Genomic DNA, 21315 nt, shown 5'->3' with positions numbered 1-21315 from the left:
TATGTTTAAAAAAATCACAGAGTTTTTCATCCCTCCCCAAAAGCTGCAGAGCGGAGATGAATTACGATCAGAACGAATATTTGTCGCAGTTTTACTTATCTCGGCAGTTTCTAATTTTCTGGGAATCAATTTGGCTATTGAGATCAAAGCGGAGCTTAATGGCTACCTGCTTCTAGTCAATGGGGTGATTAACCTGCTTATTCTTTTAGCTTATCGATATGGGTTAAAAAAATCCATCGCTACCACATTAGTTTTATCACAATTTGCCATCAGCTTTCCAATACAGGCATGGCTTCAGGGAGGTTTATCATCTCCTGCTGCAGCGGCATTCTTCTTACTGCCCGCGGTGGCAATGTTGATACAGGGAAAACGCGCTGCGACATTTTGGATGATACTATCAGCATTCCTCAGTTTGGGATTATTCTGGTTTGAGAGTCAATTCGGAACGCCGGTCCCTACCTTCGACCCTGCAAAAAGCAATCTCTTTTATTTCTCCTCCATCCTAGGGACTAATCTTACGATCTTTATCATTTTATTAGTTTATGAAACTGGCAAATCGAAAGCCTTGGCAAATATTCAGAATAAAAATGAGGCGCTAATCAATACTCAATCACAGTTAATCCAAGCTGAAAAAATGGCCTCGCTCGGAGAACTCACAGCTGGAATTGCCCATGAAATCCAAAACCCCTTGAACTTTGTCAACAACTTTTCCGAAATCAGTAATGAGCTAATTGAAGAAATCGAAGAAGAACAGGAAAAACCCGCAGCAGAACGTGATTATGAACTCATTTTTGAAATCATCGCTGACCTTAAGCAAAACCTCCAAAAAATCAACAAACATGGTCATCGCGCAGGCTCCATTGTGAAAAATATGCTGGAGCATAGCAGAATAAGTACCGGTGAAAAAGTACTTACAGATATCAATGTTTTGGCTGATGAATATGTCAAACTCTCTTATCATGGGCTTCGAGCCAAGGACAAGTCTTTCAATGCAGATCTCAAATTGAATCTCGCTCCGAATCTTCCAAAAGTCAAAATTCTGCCTTCTGAAATAGGTCGGGTTTTACTCAATTTGGCTAATAACGCCTTCTATGCGGTGAGTGAAAAAGCAAAAGGTAACTTGGAGGGATACAAACCACAATTGACACTAAGTACGCTTAAAACAAAAAATGGAATAGAAATCTCAGTTTCTGACAATGGCCCGGGAATCTCCGAGTCCATCAAAGACAAAATATTCCAGCCCTTTTTCACGACCAAGCCCTCAGGATCAGGAACTGGACTCGGTTTGAGCTTGAGCTATGATATTATCAAGGCTCATGGGGGAATTCTCGAAGTAGAATCCGAAGAGGGAAAAGGCACAATTTTCACAATCAAACTTACGAATTGACCATGGGACTATTCTGGAACCTAATCCAACAAAGCCAAATCTCCAGTCAGGACTCTAGAGCTTCCTCTTTGGAAGCACGGGTGGCCTATCTGGAAAGTGAATTGCGGAAGACGCAAGAACTACTGATCAAAACGCTGAAAGTACTGGAGGAGGAAAGTGGAAAAGATATCAATAGAGATGGGAAGATAGGATAAAACTCAAACCTTTCGAATACTCCGCATCAAATCCTCCTTATACATCTTGCTGATCGGGATAACCTTCCGCTTGATTTCAAGATGGGAATCCGCAACTGCATCAAGCTTCTTAAGATTGACCACATAGGAACGATGCACCCGCAGAAAATCCCTACTTTCAATCTTTTGGCAAAATGCATTCAATGGACTGACAATGAGATAATTCTGACTGTTGGTAAAAATATTACAGTAGTTTCGATCAGCTTCAATGTATAAAATTTCGTCCAGCATCAGCTTGATCAGTTTCCCATTGTTTCGAATAAAAATCCGGTCATCCAGGCTCTCAATCAACGAATCTGAATTTTCCGTTTCAATTTTTTCCTCTTTGATTTTTTCCGCTACCAATTCAATGGTCCGCTCCAGATTTAGCTTGTTAAAAGGCTTGGAAATAAAGGCATAGGGTTTGGTTTCTTTGGCCTTTTGAAAAGAAGCTTCGTCAGCGTTGGCAGTCAGGTAAATCAAAGGAATTGCAGTCTTCTCTTGGATTTTCTTTGCCGCATCTATCCCAGTCATTCCCCCTTTCAGCTGGATATCCATCAAAATAATATCAGGATGATTTTCCATGGCGTGATTGACGGCATCCTCTCCCCGGGACTCAATTCCCGTGACTTCATAGCCAAGCTTAGAGAGCTGCAGGGAAATATTCGCAGCGATAATCATATCATCCTCCACAATCAAAATTCTGGTCTTCTCACTCATGCTGCTTTATTGGTCTTAAACTCAAAATATAATTCTGTTCCATTTTGGGTACTCAGTGTCATCTTTCCGTCGAGCTGCTTAGTCAAAAGTGCCACGAGCTGAGTACCAAAGCCCGTTCCCAAAGTGGGATTATTTTTTTTCATTCCAGCGCCATCGTCTGCTACTTTCAGATACAGATGATCTTGATCTTTTTTCAAATTAATCAGAATCTCACCTTCTCTTCCATCGGGAAACGCATACTTCAGCGAATTGGTAATCAGCTCATTGACAATCAAACCAATCGGAATAGCACGATCCACATCCAACTCCAGGGGTTCCATCTCTACTTCCAAGCTTATTCGTGCCGAAGCATCGAAAGAATCAATGATAAAAGCGCCTAAATTTTTAAAATAATTTTTCATCTCGATCGCGGCCAAATTTTCTCCTTGATAGAGATTTTGATGGATCATCCCCATGCTTTGAACCCGGTTTTGGCTTTCGATCATGATATCCTGAAGCTCCTCATTTTCGATTTGAGCTGTCTGTAAAGCCAAGAGGCTGGAAATAGTCTCCAAATTGTTTTTGACCCGATGATGGATCTCTTTCAGCAAAAATTCTTTTTCTCGATTCTGCTTTTCCAAAAGTTGGCTGTACTTTTTTCGCTTCACAAAAACCCGATAAAGGAAGAATAGAAAAAACACCATCAATGCGGTGAATAGAAGTGTAAAAATCTGAATGATATTCTGTCGCTTCAGCGCCTCCTCTTGAAGGGAAATAATTCCTTCCTTTTGGGTTACATCCATTTCAGTTTGCAATTGAGCAATCCGCTGATCCGCCTCTGCATTGAAGACAGATTGATCGAGCTCATGATAGCGCTTAAATGCCTGATAGGAATTGGCAATTTCACCTGCTCCCTCGTAGGCTTCCGCCAATTCGCGATAGATCAAACTCAAAAAATACCGATCTCCAAAGTCCTCGGTAGCCGTGCGGATACTTCGGCCAAGGTAGGTAATCGCATCCTGATAGAATCCCTGCTCTTTTTTCACTTTGCCCAAAGACAGCAGGGAGCGCACGACCATAAACTCATTTTGAAGGAGTTCCGCGTACTTCAGCGCTTCCTTGCCGGAAGTTTCGGCATTTTCAAAATCCTCCAAAGCCAGATACAAATCTGTCAAGGCGATATATGTGTCGCTGAGATTGTTGTAAAATCCGTACTGCTTGCCCATCTGCGTTGATCGCTGGAAGTAAGGAAGTGCTTCCTCATTTCGCCCGAGTGCAATCAGGTTATTTCCAGTCACATGCAGGGTAAAATCAAAATCCAAATCCTGGATTTCCCGCTCCTCAAATAGGGCGAGAGACTTCAGTCCATATTCCAAGCCTTGCTCGGGTTTGCCTTGCTTCCAAAATAAGTTACTGATATCCGAATAGGCCATGGCCATAGCTTTCCTGTCACCGTATTTCTCCCCGAGTTGAAGAGTTTGGGTTGCCAATTCAAAAGCCTTTCCCAAGTCTCCCCTTCGCTCATGGACATAGCCCAGATTGGTGAGCAAAAGCCAAGTTTCGGATTCGGGAAGTTTTTCCAAAGCACTTTGAAGTACCTCTTCTGCCTGATCGAGTTGTTCCATTCTCAGCAAAACAGCCCCTTGGGCCACCTGCATTCTACCCTCCCATAGCTTACTTTCTGCTATTCGAGCCTCTTCTAGCCCTTGATTGATGACGGAAAGGGATTTGCGTAGATTTCTGGTATGGTAATAATAGCCCAGATCCCAGAGCATTTGCAGCCTCAATTCGGTCTCTTTCACTGAAGGAAGTGATTGCTCTATTTTTTCAAGGTAATCCGCACCAAAATCATCTGTCTCCTCAAAGATCTTTGAATATTCGACTTTACCGTCTATTGAAACTACCTGAGCTTCTAGTTGAATCTGAAACAATACAAAAACAAGGATAAAAAATCGCTTCATGCGATTAATATACAATAAAATGCAATTGAATATCAATTGCTTAATTGTGAATTTTCCGGGGAAGGAAAAAACTCATTGGGGAAACATTTTATAGGCCTTCATCCTAAGCCTTTTGGGAAGGATCAAATGAAAGTGGAGATTATTCCATCTTTTAACCTAAAAAAAATGAGATGAGCAGTCAAACCCCAGAATTTTTCTCTCTTAGACCCGAACTCGAAAAAGCCTATGGCTACACCCACGCAGTGAAAATCGGAGATAGCATCAAGATTTCAGGAGCAGTAAGCATGGATAATGAAGGTAATCCATTGGCTGTTGGAGACTTTCTTCAGCAAATGAAAAACTGCTATGCTGACCTGGAAAAAGTCTTGGCACATTATGGCTGCAGCTTCGATGATGTACTGGTAGAAAATGTATTTACCACGGATATGCCTGCCTTTCTAGAGCACGCAGCATATAGAGGCTCAATCTACCAAAAGCAGTTTCCTACCGGTTCGTGGATTGAAGTCAAAGGCTTGGTCATGCCCGAATTTTTGATTGAAATCGAACTGGAAGCCCATAAATCACACTAATAGTAATCTTATAAAACCATGGAAAATTTAATTAATCAATCCGCAGAGAATAAAGCAGTTGTCGATAGTCTCTACCATGCTTTCAGCAAAGGAGATGTACCGGGAGTTCTCGGGACTATGGATTCTCAAATCATTTGGAACGAAGCCGAAGGAAATGAATACGCAAAAGGAAATCCCTATGTGGGTCCAGATGCAGTTCTGAATGGAGTTTTTGGTCCCATTTTGCAAGACCATGAATACTTCAATCTAAAGGACATCGAAATCCATGAAATGCTTCATGGAAAGGTACTAGCCACTTTGCGATATGATGCCAAGTATAAAAGCGGAAAAGCATACAACGCGCAGGTTGCACATTTTTGGACTGTGAAAAATGGAAAAATCACTGGATTTCAACAATACGTGGATACCAAGAAACTACACGAGGCTTCAATAGCTTAAGATCGGCTTTCTCCTCAAACTACTAACTGAGAAATCCCAATGGAAACTAAACTCACACTTGTCCCAAGCAAACCCAAAGCCTGGCTTCTACTTTTTGTTTGGGGCTTCCTGATACTATTCGCGGGCAAATTCATTCTGCATGACGCCTTACCCTACTTTGGCTTTGAGGAATCCTTTTTTGGAGACTATTGGGAGATGAAATGGCCATTGATCGGCCATATTTCAGGGGGGCTCATCGCTCTCACTTTAGGCCCCTTTCAATTTTGGAAAGCTTTTAGAATTCGATATCTCAAAGTCCACCGCATAATGGGAATGGCCTATATCTGTGGAATTTTGATCGCGGTCATTAGCTCGATTACACTTTCACTCACCATCGCCCTTGATTTCCATTGGACTTGGAGCTTATCTCTGATCGGTTTGGCCTTTGCATGGTTTGGCACCACAGGGATGGCCTTTCGATTTATCCTTCTGCGCCGAATCAACCTCCACAAAGAATGGATGATCCGAAGCTACGTGGTCACCTTTGCCTTCGTCCTTTTTCGATGGTTGACGAGACAGCCTTTTTATGATGATTTGGGGCCATTTATAGAAACAGGTCCTACCGCCATTTGGCTTTCATGGGTGGTTCCGCTTTTTATCACAGAGATCGTTTTGCAGTGGAATAAAAAATGAATCAATCCATGAATCACACATCCATGAAAAAAACATTTATATTAATTTTCTTAGTAGGAATATCCTTTCAGGAAGCTTTTTCACAAAGAAAAATCATCGATATGCACATTCACTCCTACACCGAGAGTGATTTTGGTGTGAGGGAACCTTCTGCTACAGATCATTATGGGGTAAAGGGTTCAGCAAATGCTGAGCAACATCGCTTAGAGACTTTTGCAGCTTTTGAACGATTTAATATCGTTAAGGCTGCTGTCAGTGGTAATCCTGAAAGTGTCCGTATCTGGAAGGAAAAAGATAAAGATAACCGTGTAATCAAGGGGATTTTGTCTATTTCCCCAGATGATTACGACATCGATATTGAGCGGTTTGAGCAAATGATCAATGCAGGTGAAATCGAAATCTTTGGAGAATTGGGTCCCTACTACGGTGGTACCACGCTCAGCGATCCCATTTGGCAACCTTATCTCGAGATTTGTGAAAAATATGACATTCCGGTGGCTGTGCATACCGGAGGTGGAGATCCGGGAGGCACTTACTCTTGGTCTCCAAAAGCAAGACTGGCCTTAGGAGATCCTTACCTGATCGAAGATGTATTGGTCAAGTATCCCAAACTTCGAGTCTATCTGATGCATGCCGGAGGAGAGGATTGGCCGGAACATGCCATTCGGTTGATGGCCTACTATCCACAACTCTATACAGATATCGCAGTATTACTCTGGGTGGAGCCAAATACCCAAAGATACGTGACGGATTTTCTTAAAAACATCAAGCATGCAGGCTACTTGGATCGAGTGATGTTTGGTTCTGATCAGATGATCTGGCCTTACGCAATCGAGAAGTCTATCGATTTTTTGAACAGTTTGGATTTCCTGACAGAGGAGGATAAAGAAGGGATATTTTATGGGAATGCGGCGAGATTTTTGAAATTGGAGGATTGAGGCTTTTCAAATTCTAATCCAATTAATGGATGAAGTAATTCTTTAATTTTGAATCAAACAGAGTAGAGTTTTCATTTTGACGGGATTTTTGGCACTGATTTACTTCTCGGGAAAATCCATCAAAAAATGGAGGCAGCGAAACCAATGATCTCGCTGCCTCGCATAAATTCAATAAATTAGCAGGTTTTTAATCCTTCCCATTTTTAAAACTCAAATCCGGATATGCAGGTGGCGCTGGTACCGAACGCGGATCTTTTTGGATCAACTCTTTCAAATGCTCAATCGCAGCATCCAGCTGAGCATCTTTTCCTTCGAAAGTGGCCTTTGGTAGATTAATCACCTCGATATCAGGAATAAACCCAACTCCTTCGATCAGCCATTCCACATCCTCGCCGTCGTTGGTGTCTCCACCAACGACTCCATAAACCCCATTCATTGGAGCCCGTGCAATGCCATTATCCGAAAGGGTATTCACTCCGGAAAGCCAAACTTCACCTCCCCAGGTCCTAGCTCCGATTGCTTTGCCCAAACCTAATCTTCTGAAGCCTTCGGCAAAAGCCTCTCCATCGGAAGCTGTAAACTCATCCACCAACAGGACCAAATGCCCTCGGAATGCATAATTCATATTCCAGTAAGGCTCTCCTGTTCGGCTCTTCCAGTAGAAGAAAGCCTCACGAATGAGTTTTTCCAAAATAAAAGAATCAATATTTCCTCCTCTATTATGGCGCACATCGATGACCAAGCCTTTCTTCTTAAACTGCGGATAAAAATCCCTATACCACTGTCCGATATCTCCGGAAGTCATGGCTCTCAAGTGGACATAACCGATATCTCCATTGGATTTGGCTTCAGTTTCCAGTCTCCGGGTATATTCCCAATCGTTGTAGCGGAGATTACTCTCCTCCCGAGAACTCATGGGATAAATGATGTGATCTCCTTTTCCAGCTACTGCTATCCGAACTTGCTTGCCAGCTTTGTCGCGAAGCAATACCTGCATATCCTCCACTTCCAATACGGAAGTCCCGTCAATATGCGTGATCACATCACCTTCCTGAATTCCATAAGCAGGATGGCTCAAAGGTGATTTCTCATCAGGATAGTCAGGATCGCTTTGGAAAATATAGTCGATTTGATAGCCATTATTGGTTTTGGAGAAAAGTCCTCCCAGCATTCCAAACTGAATATTATCATCCCCATCTCGGATATCTCCTCCTCGTACGGAGGTGTGCAGAACAGAGAGTTCGCCAATCAACTCCCCTATCACATCCGAAAGCTCATTTCGTGTAGTGACCCGATCCACCAAAGGCATGTATTTTTCATGCATTTTATCCCAATCTACCCCATGCATCCCGGCATCGTAGAAATAATCCCGCTCCATGCGCCAAGCATCGGTGTAGATCTGCTTCCAGTCTTCCCGAGGATCTATGCTGAATTTCCAGCCACTTAGATCCAATCTATTTTTTGATAAATCAGAAACGGGTGAAGTCCCTAATTCCACCAAGAAATGATTGGACCCTTGTCTTAGCAAAGCGTATTTGTTGTTAGCTGAGATCGCATAGCTGTTAATTTTATCTGCGAAAACTTTCTGCTCAGCTTTTTCCGAAATCGGAGTCATCATCAAGGCAGGCTCATCATCATTGGATGCCCCGCCGCCATAATAAATACTTGGACCCGGACCTACTCGATGGTAATACAAAGCCTTATCCGTCACGATCAGATTTTTATAATTTCCAGCTGGCACAGGAACCTCCTGCACTCGCTCCATCAGTCCCTCTTCATCAATGGTTACCGTCACTGGACCTTCAGATTTTTTCTCTTCCGCTTTCAGTTCGTTTTTGGGAGTGAAAGGAGAAATCAAGCCCTTCTGCAAAGGAATGTGGTAAATCTTCATCTGCTTTTCCCAGAAAGGTTCCGGCTGACGCTGTCCCCAAGGGCTTCCCACCTTGGTTTCGAAGTTCCTGTCAGAGAGGAAATAAATCCACTTCCCATCTGCACTCCATTGGGGATTGAGGCTGTTGGTACGATCAGAGGTTAGCGTCACCCGCTTCCCAGAAGAGGGATTAAATAGAAATAGCTGAGTAAAAGTATTGGAAGCAGCCTGCCCATAGGCTAGCCATTGACTATCGGGAGACCAAGCCAGGCTACCATGCAAGTCCTCATCTGTGAGATTGGCTTTGACGGCTTTTCCCGTGGAAAGATTACGAATCCAAAGGTCATTATTCAGATCGGTCCAAGCCAACCATTTTCCGTCGGGAGAAGGAGTAAGGTTGAATCGCAACGTGGTACCATTATCCGTCAACTGCTTTCCTTGGTCTAAACCCAAACCGGAGTATTGATGGATTTCAAATTCTCCACTTTCATCCGAAAAAGTCAAAATATCCTTGGAATCTGTAGTGAAAACCGCATCCCGATAGCGTACGCCGTCTTTTCGGCTTAGTCGAAGCATTCGCCCTTCTTTAGCTGGATAGACAAAAACCCGGCCCCGAGCAGTCAGAGCAACCTGTTCCCCGTCATTAGAAACCGAAATATTAGTGATGTAGGAAGCTGGGTTGTCCACCCATTTTTCCCGTAGCTGATCAAAATCTGAAACCAGATTGATCGCGATTTTTTGGGCTTGGTTTTGGCCCAAATCCATTCGGAATAAATCCGCTCCAGCCCGATAAACGAGCGTATTTCCGGAAAGGGAATACTCTCTCACATCATAGGATTCTTCCTTCGTGTGCTGCAGAATATCAGATCCATCGGCATTCATGGACCAGATATTCTGTATGCCATCCCGGGAAGAAATGAAGTAAACTCTTCCATCATGATATATCGGATGATGATCTTCCCCATCGTAATTCTGTGTGAGTTTGACGGCTTCAGGAGCTCCATCGCTGTATTTCCAGACTTGGCGAGCTGTCCCTCCCTTGTATCGCTTGGTTACATTGTTGTGATAAGTAGGCCGCACAAAAAAGTACGTATCCGATTCCCGGTCAAAGCTCCCCTCAGCTGCCATTTCCAGAGGAAGCATTTCTTTTTCCCTCGAATTCATATCAACCACCACGGTGCGCAATCGAGGCAAAGTGGAGTACTGATTGGTGGTATAGGCCACTTCAGTCGCGGATTTCCAAGCCGTGGGAATAGAAGCGGCAGGTTCGTAAGTCAATCTTTTGGGAAGACCTCCGGAAATCGGCATGACATAGACCTCAGTCGGACCCTCGTAGCTAGCCGCATAAGCGATCCATTGGCCATCGGGAGAGATTTTGGGATCTGACTCGTCTCCCGGGTGAGTGGTCAGGCGGGTAGCCATCCCCCCGGAAAGTGAGGCCTTCCAAATATCTCCCTCGGCTACAAAAACAACCGTGTTTTCATGTACATCGGGATGCATGAAATAGCCTGGAGTGGATTCCTGCAAAGCAGACGCAGGCCTTATAAAAAGCGAAAAGAGCAATAATGCGAGAACTGAAATTTTAAAATTCATAGCTGACTCATTTTGAATTGATTTCAGGAAAAAAGGTAGCTTAAAAATTCCATTTTCATTTATTGATTTACATGAAATACCTGAAGAAATGAATTTCGGGAAATATATCTTCAGTTAGGGGAAGAAAAGGTACAAGTCGCTATTTTTTCTGTCAATGTTTTTGTATTTTCCCAATTATTAAATGTTTTTAAATCTCATAATCAGCAATTTGTATGCGATTTTTTGAAGAATTCACAAATGATAAATTTTCTCTTTTTACTAAACGCCAGAGTCAGGCAGGTATTAAAATCAATCCATGAGATTCAAAAATTTTTTTAGTGAAAAATTGGAAAAAATTCCACTTTTAGAATTAACCCAGTACGGCAAAGTCCTGGTGTTTGGCGGACTCTTTATTCTGGTGCTTGGTTGCCAATCGGGGTTAAAAAAACCTGTCACCAAAACCGACGATCTTGTAAAAGCACCTATTCATAGACTTTCCGATTTGGAAGAAGGGAATCAGCCAAGGGAGATAAAAGTCTCTTTTAGCAGCCTTCCAAAGTCAAGAATCCGAAATTTCAACAAGCCCAACAATGAAAAAAGGTCTATGCTTCCCATGCTTAGAGATGAGCAAGGGAATCCGATTCTGGACCAAGATTCTAACCCGTTTTTTTTAGGAGAAGGAGGAGTTTCACAGTTCAAAAAATATACTTCGGACGATGGGCTCGCATTGGATGGGGTGAATAGTGCCTTAGTGGACTCACGAGGGCATATTTGGTTTGGAACAAATGGAGGGGGAGCGACTCGATTTGATGGATTGGACTTTTATACCTACACCGAAAATCAAGGCCTCGCCAGTAATATAGTCCGGAGTATGCTGGAGGATTCCAAGGGCAATATTTGGTTTGGAACCGTCGGCAGAGGAATCAGCAAATTCGACGGAAAGACTTTCGAAAACTTCGGCTATGACAAAATAGGCGACGATGTCATCTATTCGATGGTGGAAGACAGGGAAGGCAATATCTGGTTTGGGTCTAGTGGAATCGGTGTAATTCGATATGATGGAGAGAGCTTCAGCACTTTGGATCAGTCCGATGGACTGGCCGGAGATGTGGTCATCAGCATGGCCAAAGACCCAGAAGGGAATCTTTGGTTCGGAACGAATGGTGATGGATTAAGCCGATTTGATGGAAGTACTTTTAAGACTTTTACCACTGAGGACGGCTTACCTAGCGATCGAATAAGGGCAATCTATTCTGATGCGGATGGATTTCTCTGGATAGGAACTTTGGGAGGAGGGATCAGTAAATACGACGGAAAAACTTTTCAAAACTTCAACAAAGCCGATGGTTTGGCTGGAAACGTTGTCAGAAGTATCATTTCGGATAAAAATGGACAAATCTGGATTGCCACCGAGACAGGTGTAAGCCGGTTTGATGGTGAGCGTTATATCAGCTACACAACCGAACAAGGTCTAGCTGGCAACAGTGTGCTCGATCTTGCAAAGGATAGTCAAGGGAATCTTTGGTTTTGCACAGATGGAGGAGGTGTCAGCCGGTTGGATGGATTGGCTTTTACCAGCTTTACCAATCAACAAGGCCTGGCTGGAAACCTCGTACTTTCTGGCCTTCAGGACAGAGAAGGGAATCACTGGTTTGGCACAGCTGGATGGGGTGTCAGTATATATGATGGCCAGTCATTTACCACCCTTTCTTCCGACCAAGGAATATCTGGAGATGTGATCCATGCGATTTTGGAAGATGAAACAGACCGGATTTGGCTTGGAACAGGCGGAGATGGTGTGTCGATTATTGGAGGAGATGTGGTGACCATCTTTGACAGTCAATCTGGACTTCCTAGTGATGAGATTTTGTGCCTTACCCAAGACCGAAACGGCTCCATCTGGATGGGAACCTATGATGGGGTGGTTCGGTGGAAAGACGAAACCTTAACTCATTATACAACTGACCAGGGAATCATCGGAAATGAGGTTCTAGATATCATTGAGGACCAAACAGGAGCGATTTGGTTTGGGGCAGTAGATGGTGGCGTTACTCGCTTTGATGGGGAAAAATTCATCAATTTCTCAATGGATCAAGGCTTGATCGACAATGCCGTTTTGCGATTGACTGAAGATGAGCTCGGCAATATTTGGATAGGTACCGGACATGGCGTAAGCGTTTTGTTTGTTGAGGATATCAAAACTTTAAGAGAAAGTCCTGACCATCTTCCCAACTTCTTTTCAATCGATACCGAGCAAGGACTTCCTGATAATGTCATTCTTCAAATCACAGATCTACCAGGGCCATCAATCAGCTTGGGAACCAACCAAGGTTTGGCGATTTTTGATTTTGACCCTAAGGCCGATAACCCCCTTCAAAACCAGAATATTTTTAATTCGGAAACGGGCTATCCTGTCAAGGATTTAACTGATGGAGAAAATGCACTACTCCTTGATCGGGATGGAATTCTCTGGGCCGGTACCGGAAGCGTTAAAAATGGCTTGGTACGCTTTGACCTTTCCCAAAATGAGAGCAATCAAAGTCAACCCAAACTTTTACTGAAACAAATCCGCCTAAATGAGGAAATAATTCCTTGGCAATCCCTACAAAATGCAGAAAAGGTTTCTCCCGAGCTTCTAGCCACAGACCAACTCATCACTATCAAAAGGAGACTCAATCCCAGTGAAGAAAGTAATCTAAGCCGCAGATTCAAAGGGGTGAGTTTTGAAAGTGTGGATGGATTCTTCCCCATTCCCCAAAAGCTGGTTTTGCCTTATCGCCACAATCAAATCAATATCGAATACGGGACAGATGAATTGTCCAAACCTGACTTAATCGAATATCAATACCGCCTCAATGGCTACGAATCTGAATGGGGACCTGTCCTCAGACGTACCTCTGCTACTTTTGGAAACATTCAAGAAGGCAGCTACAAATTTGAAGTAAGAGCGAGAATCAAAGGCCCCATCGAAGATCAATCAGGAGAATGGACTGAACCGATCAGCTTTTCTTTCACTGTTCTTCCTCCTTGGTACCGCAGCTGGTGGGCCTATACGATTTATACCATTTTATTCTTGTCTTTGATTTATCCCCTTCATTTGTACCAAAGAAACCGGGTGCTGAAAGCAGAAAGAGAAAAAGCCAAAGAACGAGAACTTGCCCATGCTCGGGAAATCGAAAAAGCTTACAAGGACCTCGAGTCTGCACACGAAAACCTCAAGTCAACACAATCACAACTGATTCAGGCCGAAAAAATGGCCTCACTTGGGGAGCTCACCGCTGGAATAGCTCATGAGATTCAGAATCCCTTGAATTTTGTCAAAAACTTCTCTGAATTAAGTCATGAGCTGGTGGAGGAGATGTATGAGGAAATCGAATCTGGGGATTTTGAGGAGGCAAAAATTATCGCCAAAGATGTCAAAGAAAACATGGATCGCATCGCTACACATAGCATGCGAGCCGACGCCATCGTCAAAGCCATGCTCCAACACTCCAAGGCAAGCATGGGCACCAAAGAGCCTGTTGATATCAATATGGTTGCAGATGAATCCATTCGTCTCAGCTACCACGGAATCCGAGCAAAAGAAAAAGATTTCAAAGGTGAATACTATAAGGAGCTTTCTGAAAAGCTGCCCCAGCCAGAAGTGATCAGGCAGGAAATCTCCCGAATTCTGATCAATATGTGTAACAATTCCTTCTATGCTGCCCAAGAAAAAGCCAAACAGAGTACGGATCCTGACTTTATCCCGAAAGTGAAAATCAGTACGCATAAAGTCAAAAAAGGTATCGAGATTAAAATTTCTGATAACGGAACAGGCATTCCTCAAGACATCATTGGTAAAATATTTCAACCCTTTTTTACTACCAAGCCAACTGGACTCGGAACAGGTTTGGGGCTGTCTTTGAGCTATGATACCATTAAGTCTTATCAGGGTGAAATAAGTGTTGAAAGTCAGACGGGTGAGAATTCTAGCACGACTTTTACTATATTTCTTCCAGTAAAACCCAAAAAAACCACCTAGCCTATGAATCTCGGATTCATTCTTTTGATTTTGTTGTACTATCTGCAACGTCCCATGGGACCCATTGAGGTGTCTCAGGAATGGAAGCGTATCATCAAAGGGGGGATGGCTGTTGCGGGTATTTTGTTGACTATCGCTAAACTAGGGATAGGGTATATTTCTCCACTAGCCGGGATGCTCAATTTTGTTTTGGGCGGAATCATCGTATATGTGACCATCCGAAATCCGGAACTTCAACACCGAAAGGGAATGATCTACGCCTGGTTACCGATTATGGCGGTCATGGTTTTGGAGACTATTACCGAAATGATCAGCTCAAGTCTTTACAACTCCCTGGAAATCTACTTCGAAAGTGCTGGAGGCTTTGCCATTTTATGGGCTATTGTGATGTGGATCAATAATACCAAGCAGCGCAAAGCTCTCGAAAAAGAAAAGCAAAAAGCTCTTGAAAAAGAGAAGGAATACAAAATCACCGAGGCTCTCAAAACCCAACTAGAGAAACAAGTAGCCGAACGGACGACCGAACTCACCAAGCAGAAGAATGAACTGGTCAAAGCACTCGACGAACTCAAAGCAGCTCAGGAGCAGTTGATTCACTCTGAGAAAATGGCCTCGCTTGGGGAACTCACTGCAGGTATTGCCCATGAAATCCAAAACCCACTCAACTTCGTCAACAATTTCTCCGATGTCAGCACCGAATTGATCGAAGAAGCAAAAGAAGAATTGGCTTCCGGCAATCAGGAGGAGGCGATTGAAATCTTGAGCGATCTTAAAACCAATCTGGAGAAAATCATGCTCCACGGGAAGCGGGCAGACTCCATCGTCAAAGGAATGCTGCTCCATAGCCGAAGCAGTACGGGACAGAAAGAGCCAACCGATATCAATGAATTAGCTGACGAGTATTTGCGGCTTTCTTACCACGGACTTCGAGCCAAAGACAAATCCTTCAATGCGGATTTTAAAATAGAAACTGACGATAACTTGGAAAAAATAAGCGTAGTCCCAGGAGATGTGGGTCGAGTACTTCTCAACTTGATCAATAATGGGTTTTATGCAGCAGATGAAAAGAAACGTGAACTCAATCAGAAAGGAGTAAATGACTTTCTTCCCTCTGTCATTGTAAAAACTCATGCAACCAATTCTGGAGTAAAAATCACAGTACGAGACAATGGAAAAGGAATTCCTACTTCCATTCAAAATAAAATCTTCCAGCCTTTTTTTACTACTAAGCCTACCGGAAAAGGGACTGGCTTGGGCCTATCCATGAGTTATGACATCATTACCAAAGGCCACAATGGAAGACTTGAAGTAAAAAGTAAGCCCGGTGAGTTTACTGAATTTGAAATATTTATCCCAAAAAATGAATCCTGATGAAATCGAGCATGATTTAGCAATCACACACTGATATGACTATTCCCAAGCGAGATTCCATCTGACCTCTAAAAAAAAAATTATAAACAGATGAAAATACTCATTGTAGACGACGAAAGAGACGTGGAAATGCTTTTTCGACAGAAATTCAGAAAAGAAGTAAAAAGTGGTCTTCTGGAACTTGCATTTGCTTTTTCAGGTGAAGAAGCTCTCAAAATTCTAGACTCTGAGCATCCACCTAAAGTAGTTTATGTTTTTTCAGACATCAATATGCCAGGAATGAACGGTTTGGAATTGTTGAACAATATCAAAAACCAATTTCCAGAAATTCAGGTCAGTATGATTTCTGCCTATGGTGATACGCAGAATTATGAAAAAGCGATGGAATCAGGAGCAAAAGAATTTTTCACCAAACCCATAGATTTTATCACGCTAAAAGCAGAAGTAAACAAGCTGATTGAAAAGCACAATTCTTAAAAAAATGGTCAAAATACTCGTAGTAGATGATGAAGCGGATCTCGAAATTCTGATCAAACAGAAATTTCGAAAACGCATCCGTGAGGGGGAGATGGAGTTTTCATTTGCCCTGAATGGTCGGATTGCATTAGAGATGCTGGAAGAAAATCCCGATATAGATTTGATTCTCAGCGATATCAATATGCCCGAAATGGATGGACTCACGCTCCTCTCAAAGGTGAAGGAAAAACACTCCTTACTGAAGACCGTCATCATCTCTGCCTACGGAGACATGGAAAATATCCGCACAGCCATGAATTTGGGCGCTTTTGACTTTATCACCAAGCCGGTGGACTTCAGAGATCTGGAAATCACACTGGAAAAGACTATTCAGTACCGCAATCAGATCAAATCCACTCTAAAAGCACTGCGGGAAAATAATATTTTGAAGATGTATGTGGATGAAACGGTACTGAACTTCATGGGAAACAAAGAGCTGGAATCTAGCTTGATGGAAAATGAAGTGATCGAGGCATCTGTGGCATTTATCGACTTGGTGGCTTTCACCAAGATCTCCGAAAATGAAGAGCCAAATGTCGTGGTAGGTCTATTAAACGACTACTTCGACCTCATGGTCAAAGAAATCATCGAAGAGGCTGGCAGCGTGGATAAGTTTATCGGAGATGCCGTAATGGCCGTTTTTCAGGGAGAGGATCATTTTGCCAGAGCACTACGAGCCAGTTTGGCGATCCGGACGAAAATCAATGAAATGCCTGTTTTTTCGGAAGAAAACAATTTCAAACCCCAGGTCTCCATCGGAATCAACTCCGGAGAAATGGTCTCTGGAAATATTGGCTCAAAATCCCTCCGGAGGTTAGATTATACCGTCATTGGGGATGCTGTGAATGTGGCAGCCCGATTGCAAACTGCTGCTAAGCCGGGTGAAATATTGGTGTTAGAAAAAAATGCAAGCCCGGTGATGACCGAATTCAGTTTCCGTGAAATCGGAGAGATCAAAATGAAAAATAAAACCCACCCGGTAACTGTTTTGGAGGTTGTTTCAGGTATCAATTAAAACTAAACCAAAAATCTAGGCTGATAAAGAAAAAGACACCTAATTATTTGTTATTTTATTTTATTTTATTGAAACTAACTTCAATATATTATGAAAACCTTTAAAGTAATTTTGTTTTCGGCAATCTTGATCATTGGGATGCATTATCAATTTAAAGGTCAATAGGCAAATAATCTATGCGAGAATTTCTATTCGTATTTCTAATTCTAATTGCATCTTCCTGCACAAACGGAAAGGCAGACAAAGCAATACAGTATGATGATTCAAAAGCCCAATCAAGCTCATTAGCTGAAAACTATTCACTGCCATTAGATGCAGAAACTCCTCTTTGGAATTACTATAGCCAGCATGCCGAAATAGACGGGAAGCCGAAACTAATTTGGTTTAATCCAAATAGATACTCAATCGACTATTTTGACATTCAATCACAAACTTTGGAGAGAAAAGTTAAAATTGATATAAATGGACCTAATGCAGTCCCAGGAATGGGTTTAAATTCTTCCATTAAATTTATCAATGAAGATACAGTTGTTTTATATAGTGGACCGCTTAGACAGATTTTTCTTACCGATATTTCAGGTGAAGTTTACAAGAAGATTGATTTAAGCGATTACCCTTCTGGCTTTGGATCCATAGCATTAAATACTTCTATAGCTTATCGAAAAGGAAGTGTTTACATGCAAATTTCACCAATTATACCAATTGAAATACCAGAAAACTTTAATCCTAAATATAATCGAATCGCTAAAATTGACCTTTCGGATGGATCAGTTAAAGAGTTTGAAATAGATTACCCTGCAGTCTACTCTGACAAAAATATTTCTCAACAATTGAAAATGATAAGCATCATCTATAATGAGAAGATTGATAAATTCATCATCAGCTATCCCTTATCTGATGATTTATACGTGACAGATTTTGAATCAGGAGTCAAGCGCTATCCTGCATCCAGTGAATTAGTTGGGGAGGTGATTCCGATAGATCGAATAAACTCAGAAATAGAACCGTCCAGAATCCAAAACACTTATTATTGGATAAATGATAGTTATGAAGGATTAGTTTTTGATGAAGAGAATGAACTATATCTAAGAACAGTAAGAAATGGGATCACTCTTGAACAGCTTAATAATCGCGACTTTGTAAGTGATAGACAGCTTTTGATATTTAATAAGGATTTTAAACAGATTGGTAAAATCCAAGACAGAGGGTCATCATATTATTATTCATTCTTTTTTGACAATAAATTTTATTGGAATAAAGATATCCAGAAGTACAATTTAGAAGCGGGCAATGAAGATGAGATTTTTTTTCAATCCAGAGAACTGACCTTTTAAACCATCCCTGGCATAAATCATTTCTTTGTTAGACTAGAAAATATTGGGCAAAGCCGAAGAATAACAGTAGATTAATGCTTCTTAACTTTGACCCGAATGAGAAAATCTCAAACCCTAGCACTCATGCTATTCTCAAGTTCAATTTTGAGCTTGAGCTCCTTTGTTTCAAAGCCAAACATCCTATAAAATCATAGATAGCTGGATAATGAGGATCATAATCCTGTAGAATTCTTAAATCATCCAGATAATCAAACATATCATCGAGCTCTATTTTGCCGAAAAACCTCACCTCCATCAAGCCAATGTCCTTTCGGATCGTAATGCTATATTTATTATCCATGACTTTTGTTTAGGTTCATGAAGCAAAGGGAGTTCATTTGACTCCTTTACTTTTATCACTTTAGATCGTTTACTAAACTATACTTCACCATAAATTGATTGTTCCGCTTTCAGCCTCAAATAACCTAAACGTCAGCATCAGCTCATGGGTCGGGTTGGGAAGCAGGTAGCTTTCCTGTCTTGGAAACTCATACACATAACCCACATTCACCCGGCCCATCACCATCCCCAACTGGGCATGATTGGCATAGTCAAACCGGTGTCCCCCTCCGATCCATACCCGATCATATAACAAGAATTTCAGGTTCAGCTCCACATTATCCGGCAAGTCCTCCTGACTTCGGTACATTCCGTTCATGATCAGTGTAAAACTATCCGTAACCCGGTTGCGGTAGCCCGCCTGTACAATATTCACCATCGGCTTGCGGTCCATAAACACGTCTCCGTTGCTGATGCTTCCCCTGTTTACGTTATGTACCCCATAGCTCACATAGTAGTTCGGGTGCGTCAGTGACATCCCCAAATTGAAATCCAACACGTTCATATTCGCAAATCCTCCCAGGTACTGCATCACCTTCGGGTCATTTGCCTGCTCGGTGTTCAGGCTGTTGCCGTCCAAACGGACCTGATTGATGTTAACACCCGCTCCCAGTCGCAGACTCGCCTGCTTACTCAGCTGGATCCGAGTACCGTAGCTGATGATCAACTCGGTCTCCCGAAACGCTCCGTACTCATCGCTCAGCAGGTTGATCCCTACCGCATTCTTGCCCAGCTCGCCCGAACCGGCCAATTGGGAAAAGTCCAGCTCTGCCGATACAAAATAGGTCTTCGGAGCTCCTTCCCAGCCTGCCCACTGATTCCGCACAAAACCTCTAAGCGTGGAGCCCTCATAACCTGTCATCCCGGGATTCAGGTAGCTCTGCACATGGCTGAACTGACTGATGTACTTCCGGGATTGGGCTTTGCTCTCATAGCCCATAAACCAGATCATGTACAAAAACAATAAACCTGTGACCACTCTAAGCACAATAGTCACTGTCGATTGGCTTTTTGATGTTTCCACTGTATATCCTTTCATTGATTTTAATTTTTCATTTGTAAACTAAGACACGAAGCAGCGCTTTAGCCAAGTCCAAGACCGGGATTCCCCAGTCTTGGATCTTGTTTCTTGCGTCTAGCTACTTGATACTTATGTCTTGATACTTGCTACTTCTTTTACTTTCTGATCAGATTCAGCATCCCCCTTCTTGTCTCGCCGGTCTCTTTCAGTTCCAGTACCCAGAAGTACGTGCCCACCGGCAGCTCCTTGCCCTTGTAGGTTCCGTCCCATCGCACATCCGGATCCTCGGTGTAGAATACCCGCTCTCCGCTGCGCTCAAACACCTGTACCCGCGCTCCCCGGTAGAACCGGATCTCAGGGATGCCCCAAGTATCATTGATGCCGTCTCCATCCGGAGTGAAGGCATTGAACACCTCGATCTCATTGATATCCTGGCGGATTCTGCTGATCTCAAAGAACTTGTCCAGCGTGTTGCCGTCCCGGTCGGTCACCCGAACGATTATCGTAAAGGTGGTCTTGCCCTCGGCAGGATCCGCACTGCTCCAGAACAGGATGTTGTCCTTGATCTCGAAGTACTGATTATCATAACCAGGGCCGTAAAGGGTCACTTCATGGATATTATCCACCGGATCAGTTACCTGGAAGGCTCCTACTTCAATAAAGAAGTTCCTCTCGTCTCCAACAAAGACACTATTAGTCAGCGTCACATCCAATGGCGCCGGTTTTGGAAGGACTATTACCCTAAGGATGGCTGTTCTATTTTTGGAATTATACAATCCTCTTGGCAGAACTGGCTGACCATTTACCGTGTAGGTTCCATTTTTATAAATGTTCACCACATCTTTGGCATTCCAGTCCATTTCCATATCCAATTCAGCTCCAGAATAAAGTTTCACCTTCAAGCTTATCGGCAACTTGGACAGATAGTCCTCATCTCCCCATAGCAATACTACCTCAGCTGATTCAATAGATTCAATCGATCTGAACAAGATATAATCTGGTATTCCATCGCCAGTCGAATCTTTAAAGTTCTTAGAATCAAATCGATCAGTACCTTCCTGATCCTCCACATGGTCAGGGACTCCATCTCCATCAGAATCTTTTTTATCGCCAGGATCTGTTGGGTCGGTATCTTCCTGACCTTCGACGTGGTCAGGAACTCCGTCTCCATCAGAATCTTTAGCATCACCAGGCTCGTTCGGATCAGTGCCTTCCTGCTCTTCTACATAGTCAGGTACTCCATCTCCATCGGAATCTTTTGAATCATCCGGATCATTCGGGTCAGTACCTTCCTGCTCCTCTACATGATCTGGCACACCATCTCCGTCAGAGTCTTTAAAG

Annotated in this window: 17 protein-coding genes; 11 read left to right on the top strand and 6 right to left on the bottom strand. The window is 42.8% G+C overall.

The window, feature by feature from the left end; all coding sequences use genetic code 11:
• Nucleotide 1: 1 nt before the first annotated feature.
• Together G457_RS23140 and G457_RS0117190 are read left to right on the top strand one after the other, a co-directional pair.
• Nucleotides 2-1387, top strand: coding sequence for a sensor histidine kinase (locus G457_RS23140; protein ID WP_051260893.1), 1386 nt, complete (start codon nt 2-4; stop codon nt 1385-1387).
• Between the two features lie 2 nt (nt 1388-1389).
• Complete coding sequence (locus G457_RS0117190) at nt 1390-1581, top strand: hypothetical protein (protein ID WP_026947556.1); 192 nt, start codon at nt 1390-1392, stop codon at nt 1579-1581.
• 3 nt (nt 1582-1584) lie between these two features.
• Here the strand turns inward: G457_RS0117190 and G457_RS0117185 are convergent, their stop codons facing one another.
• Both G457_RS0117185 and G457_RS0117180 read right to left on the bottom strand, forming a co-directional pair.
• Complete coding sequence (locus G457_RS0117185) at nt 1585-2319, bottom strand: response regulator (RefSeq protein WP_026947555.1); 735 nt, start codon at nt 2317-2319, stop codon at nt 1585-1587.
• Entirely contained in the window at nt 2316-4259 is a 1944-nt protein-coding gene (locus G457_RS0117180) for a tetratricopeptide repeat-containing sensor histidine kinase (protein ID WP_026947554.1), read from the bottom strand. The genes G457_RS0117185 and G457_RS0117180 overlap by 4 nt, the downstream gene beginning before the upstream one ends.
• Before the next feature lie 170 nt (nt 4260-4429).
• Between G457_RS0117180 and G457_RS0117170 the strand changes: the two genes are divergently transcribed.
• Genes G457_RS0117170 through G457_RS22375 form a run of 4 tightly spaced genes read left to right on the top strand, consistent with a single transcriptional unit; the run spans nt 4430 to nt 6876 of the window.
• Entirely contained in the window at nt 4430-4828 is a 399-nt protein-coding gene (locus G457_RS0117170; RefSeq protein WP_026947553.1) for a RidA family protein, read from the top strand.
• Between the two features lie 18 nt (nt 4829-4846).
• Entirely contained in the window at nt 4847-5266 is a 420-nt protein-coding gene (locus tag G457_RS0117165) for a nuclear transport factor 2 family protein (RefSeq protein WP_026947552.1), read from the top strand.
• A 39-nt stretch (nt 5267-5305) separates the two neighbouring features.
• A complete protein-coding gene (locus tag G457_RS0117160; RefSeq protein WP_026947551.1) occupies nt 5306-5938 on the top strand; it encodes a DUF2306 domain-containing protein in 633 nt (210 codons plus the stop codon).
• Nucleotides 5939-5961: 23 nt separating this feature from the next.
• The gene (locus G457_RS22375; RefSeq protein WP_162142718.1) at nt 5962-6876 is read left to right on the top strand and encodes an amidohydrolase family protein; all 915 of its coding nucleotides are present in this window, start codon (nt 5962-5964) and stop codon (nt 6874-6876) included.
• Between the two features lie 187 nt (nt 6877-7063).
• Here the strand turns inward: G457_RS22375 and G457_RS0117150 are convergent, their stop codons facing one another.
• Nucleotides 7064-10339 carry a S41 family peptidase gene (locus tag G457_RS0117150; protein ID WP_026947550.1) on the bottom strand — a complete coding sequence of 1092 codons (3276 nt, stop codon included), beginning with the start codon at nt 10337-10339 and terminating at the stop codon, nt 7064-7066.
• Between the two features lie 295 nt (nt 10340-10634).
• On the opposite strand from G457_RS0117150, the gene G457_RS22370 reads away from it, so the two are divergent.
• The 5 genes from G457_RS22370 (at nt 10635) to G457_RS0117120 (ending at nt 18575) form a co-directional block, all read left to right on the top strand.
• Nucleotides 10635-14339, top strand: a complete 3705-nt coding sequence (locus tag G457_RS22370) for a two-component regulator propeller domain-containing protein (protein ID WP_051260891.1) — start codon at nt 10635-10637, stop codon at nt 14337-14339.
• 3 nt (nt 14340-14342) lie between these two features.
• Complete coding sequence (locus G457_RS0117135; protein WP_026947549.1) at nt 14343-15710, top strand: ATP-binding protein; 1368 nt, start codon at nt 14343-14345, stop codon at nt 15708-15710.
• 90 nt (nt 15711-15800) lie between these two features.
• The gene (locus G457_RS0117130) at nt 15801-16187 is read left to right on the top strand and encodes a response regulator (protein WP_026947548.1); all 387 of its coding nucleotides are present in this window, start codon (nt 15801-15803) and stop codon (nt 16185-16187) included.
• 4 nt (nt 16188-16191) lie between these two features.
• Complete coding sequence (locus tag G457_RS0117125) at nt 16192-17241, top strand: adenylate/guanylate cyclase domain-containing protein (RefSeq protein WP_026947547.1); 1050 nt, start codon at nt 16192-16194, stop codon at nt 17239-17241.
• A 176-nt stretch (nt 17242-17417) separates the two neighbouring features.
• On the top strand, nt 17418-18575 hold the full coding sequence (locus G457_RS0117120; protein WP_026947546.1) for a DUF4221 family protein: 1158 nt from the start codon (nt 17418-17420) through the stop codon (nt 18573-18575).
• A 121-nt stretch (nt 18576-18696) separates the two neighbouring features.
• Here G457_RS0117120 and G457_RS0117115 read toward each other — a convergent pair whose 3' ends face one another.
• The 3 genes from G457_RS0117115 to G457_RS21825 form a co-directional block, all read right to left on the bottom strand.
• Complete coding sequence (locus G457_RS0117115; RefSeq protein WP_026947545.1) at nt 18697-18915, bottom strand: hypothetical protein; 219 nt, start codon at nt 18913-18915, stop codon at nt 18697-18699.
• Between the two features lie 84 nt (nt 18916-18999).
• On the bottom strand, nt 19000-19992 hold the full coding sequence (locus tag G457_RS0117110) for a PorP/SprF family type IX secretion system membrane protein (RefSeq protein ID WP_026947544.1): 993 nt from the start codon (nt 19990-19992) through the stop codon (nt 19000-19002).
• A gap of 137 nt (nt 19993-20129) precedes the next feature.
• Nucleotides 20130-21315, bottom strand: a 1186-nt coding sequence (locus G457_RS21825) for a gliding motility-associated C-terminal domain-containing protein (RefSeq protein ID WP_035484233.1), incomplete at its 5' end; no start/stop codon positions are given.

This window comes from Algoriphagus marincola DSM 16067 (assembly GCF_000429405.1).
Classification (GTDB): Bacteria; Bacteroidota; Bacteroidia; order Cytophagales; family Cyclobacteriaceae; genus Algoriphagus; species Algoriphagus marincola.
The sequence above is the reverse complement of the archived record's forward strand: the minus strand, read 5'-3'. Positions and strand labels throughout refer to the sequence as shown.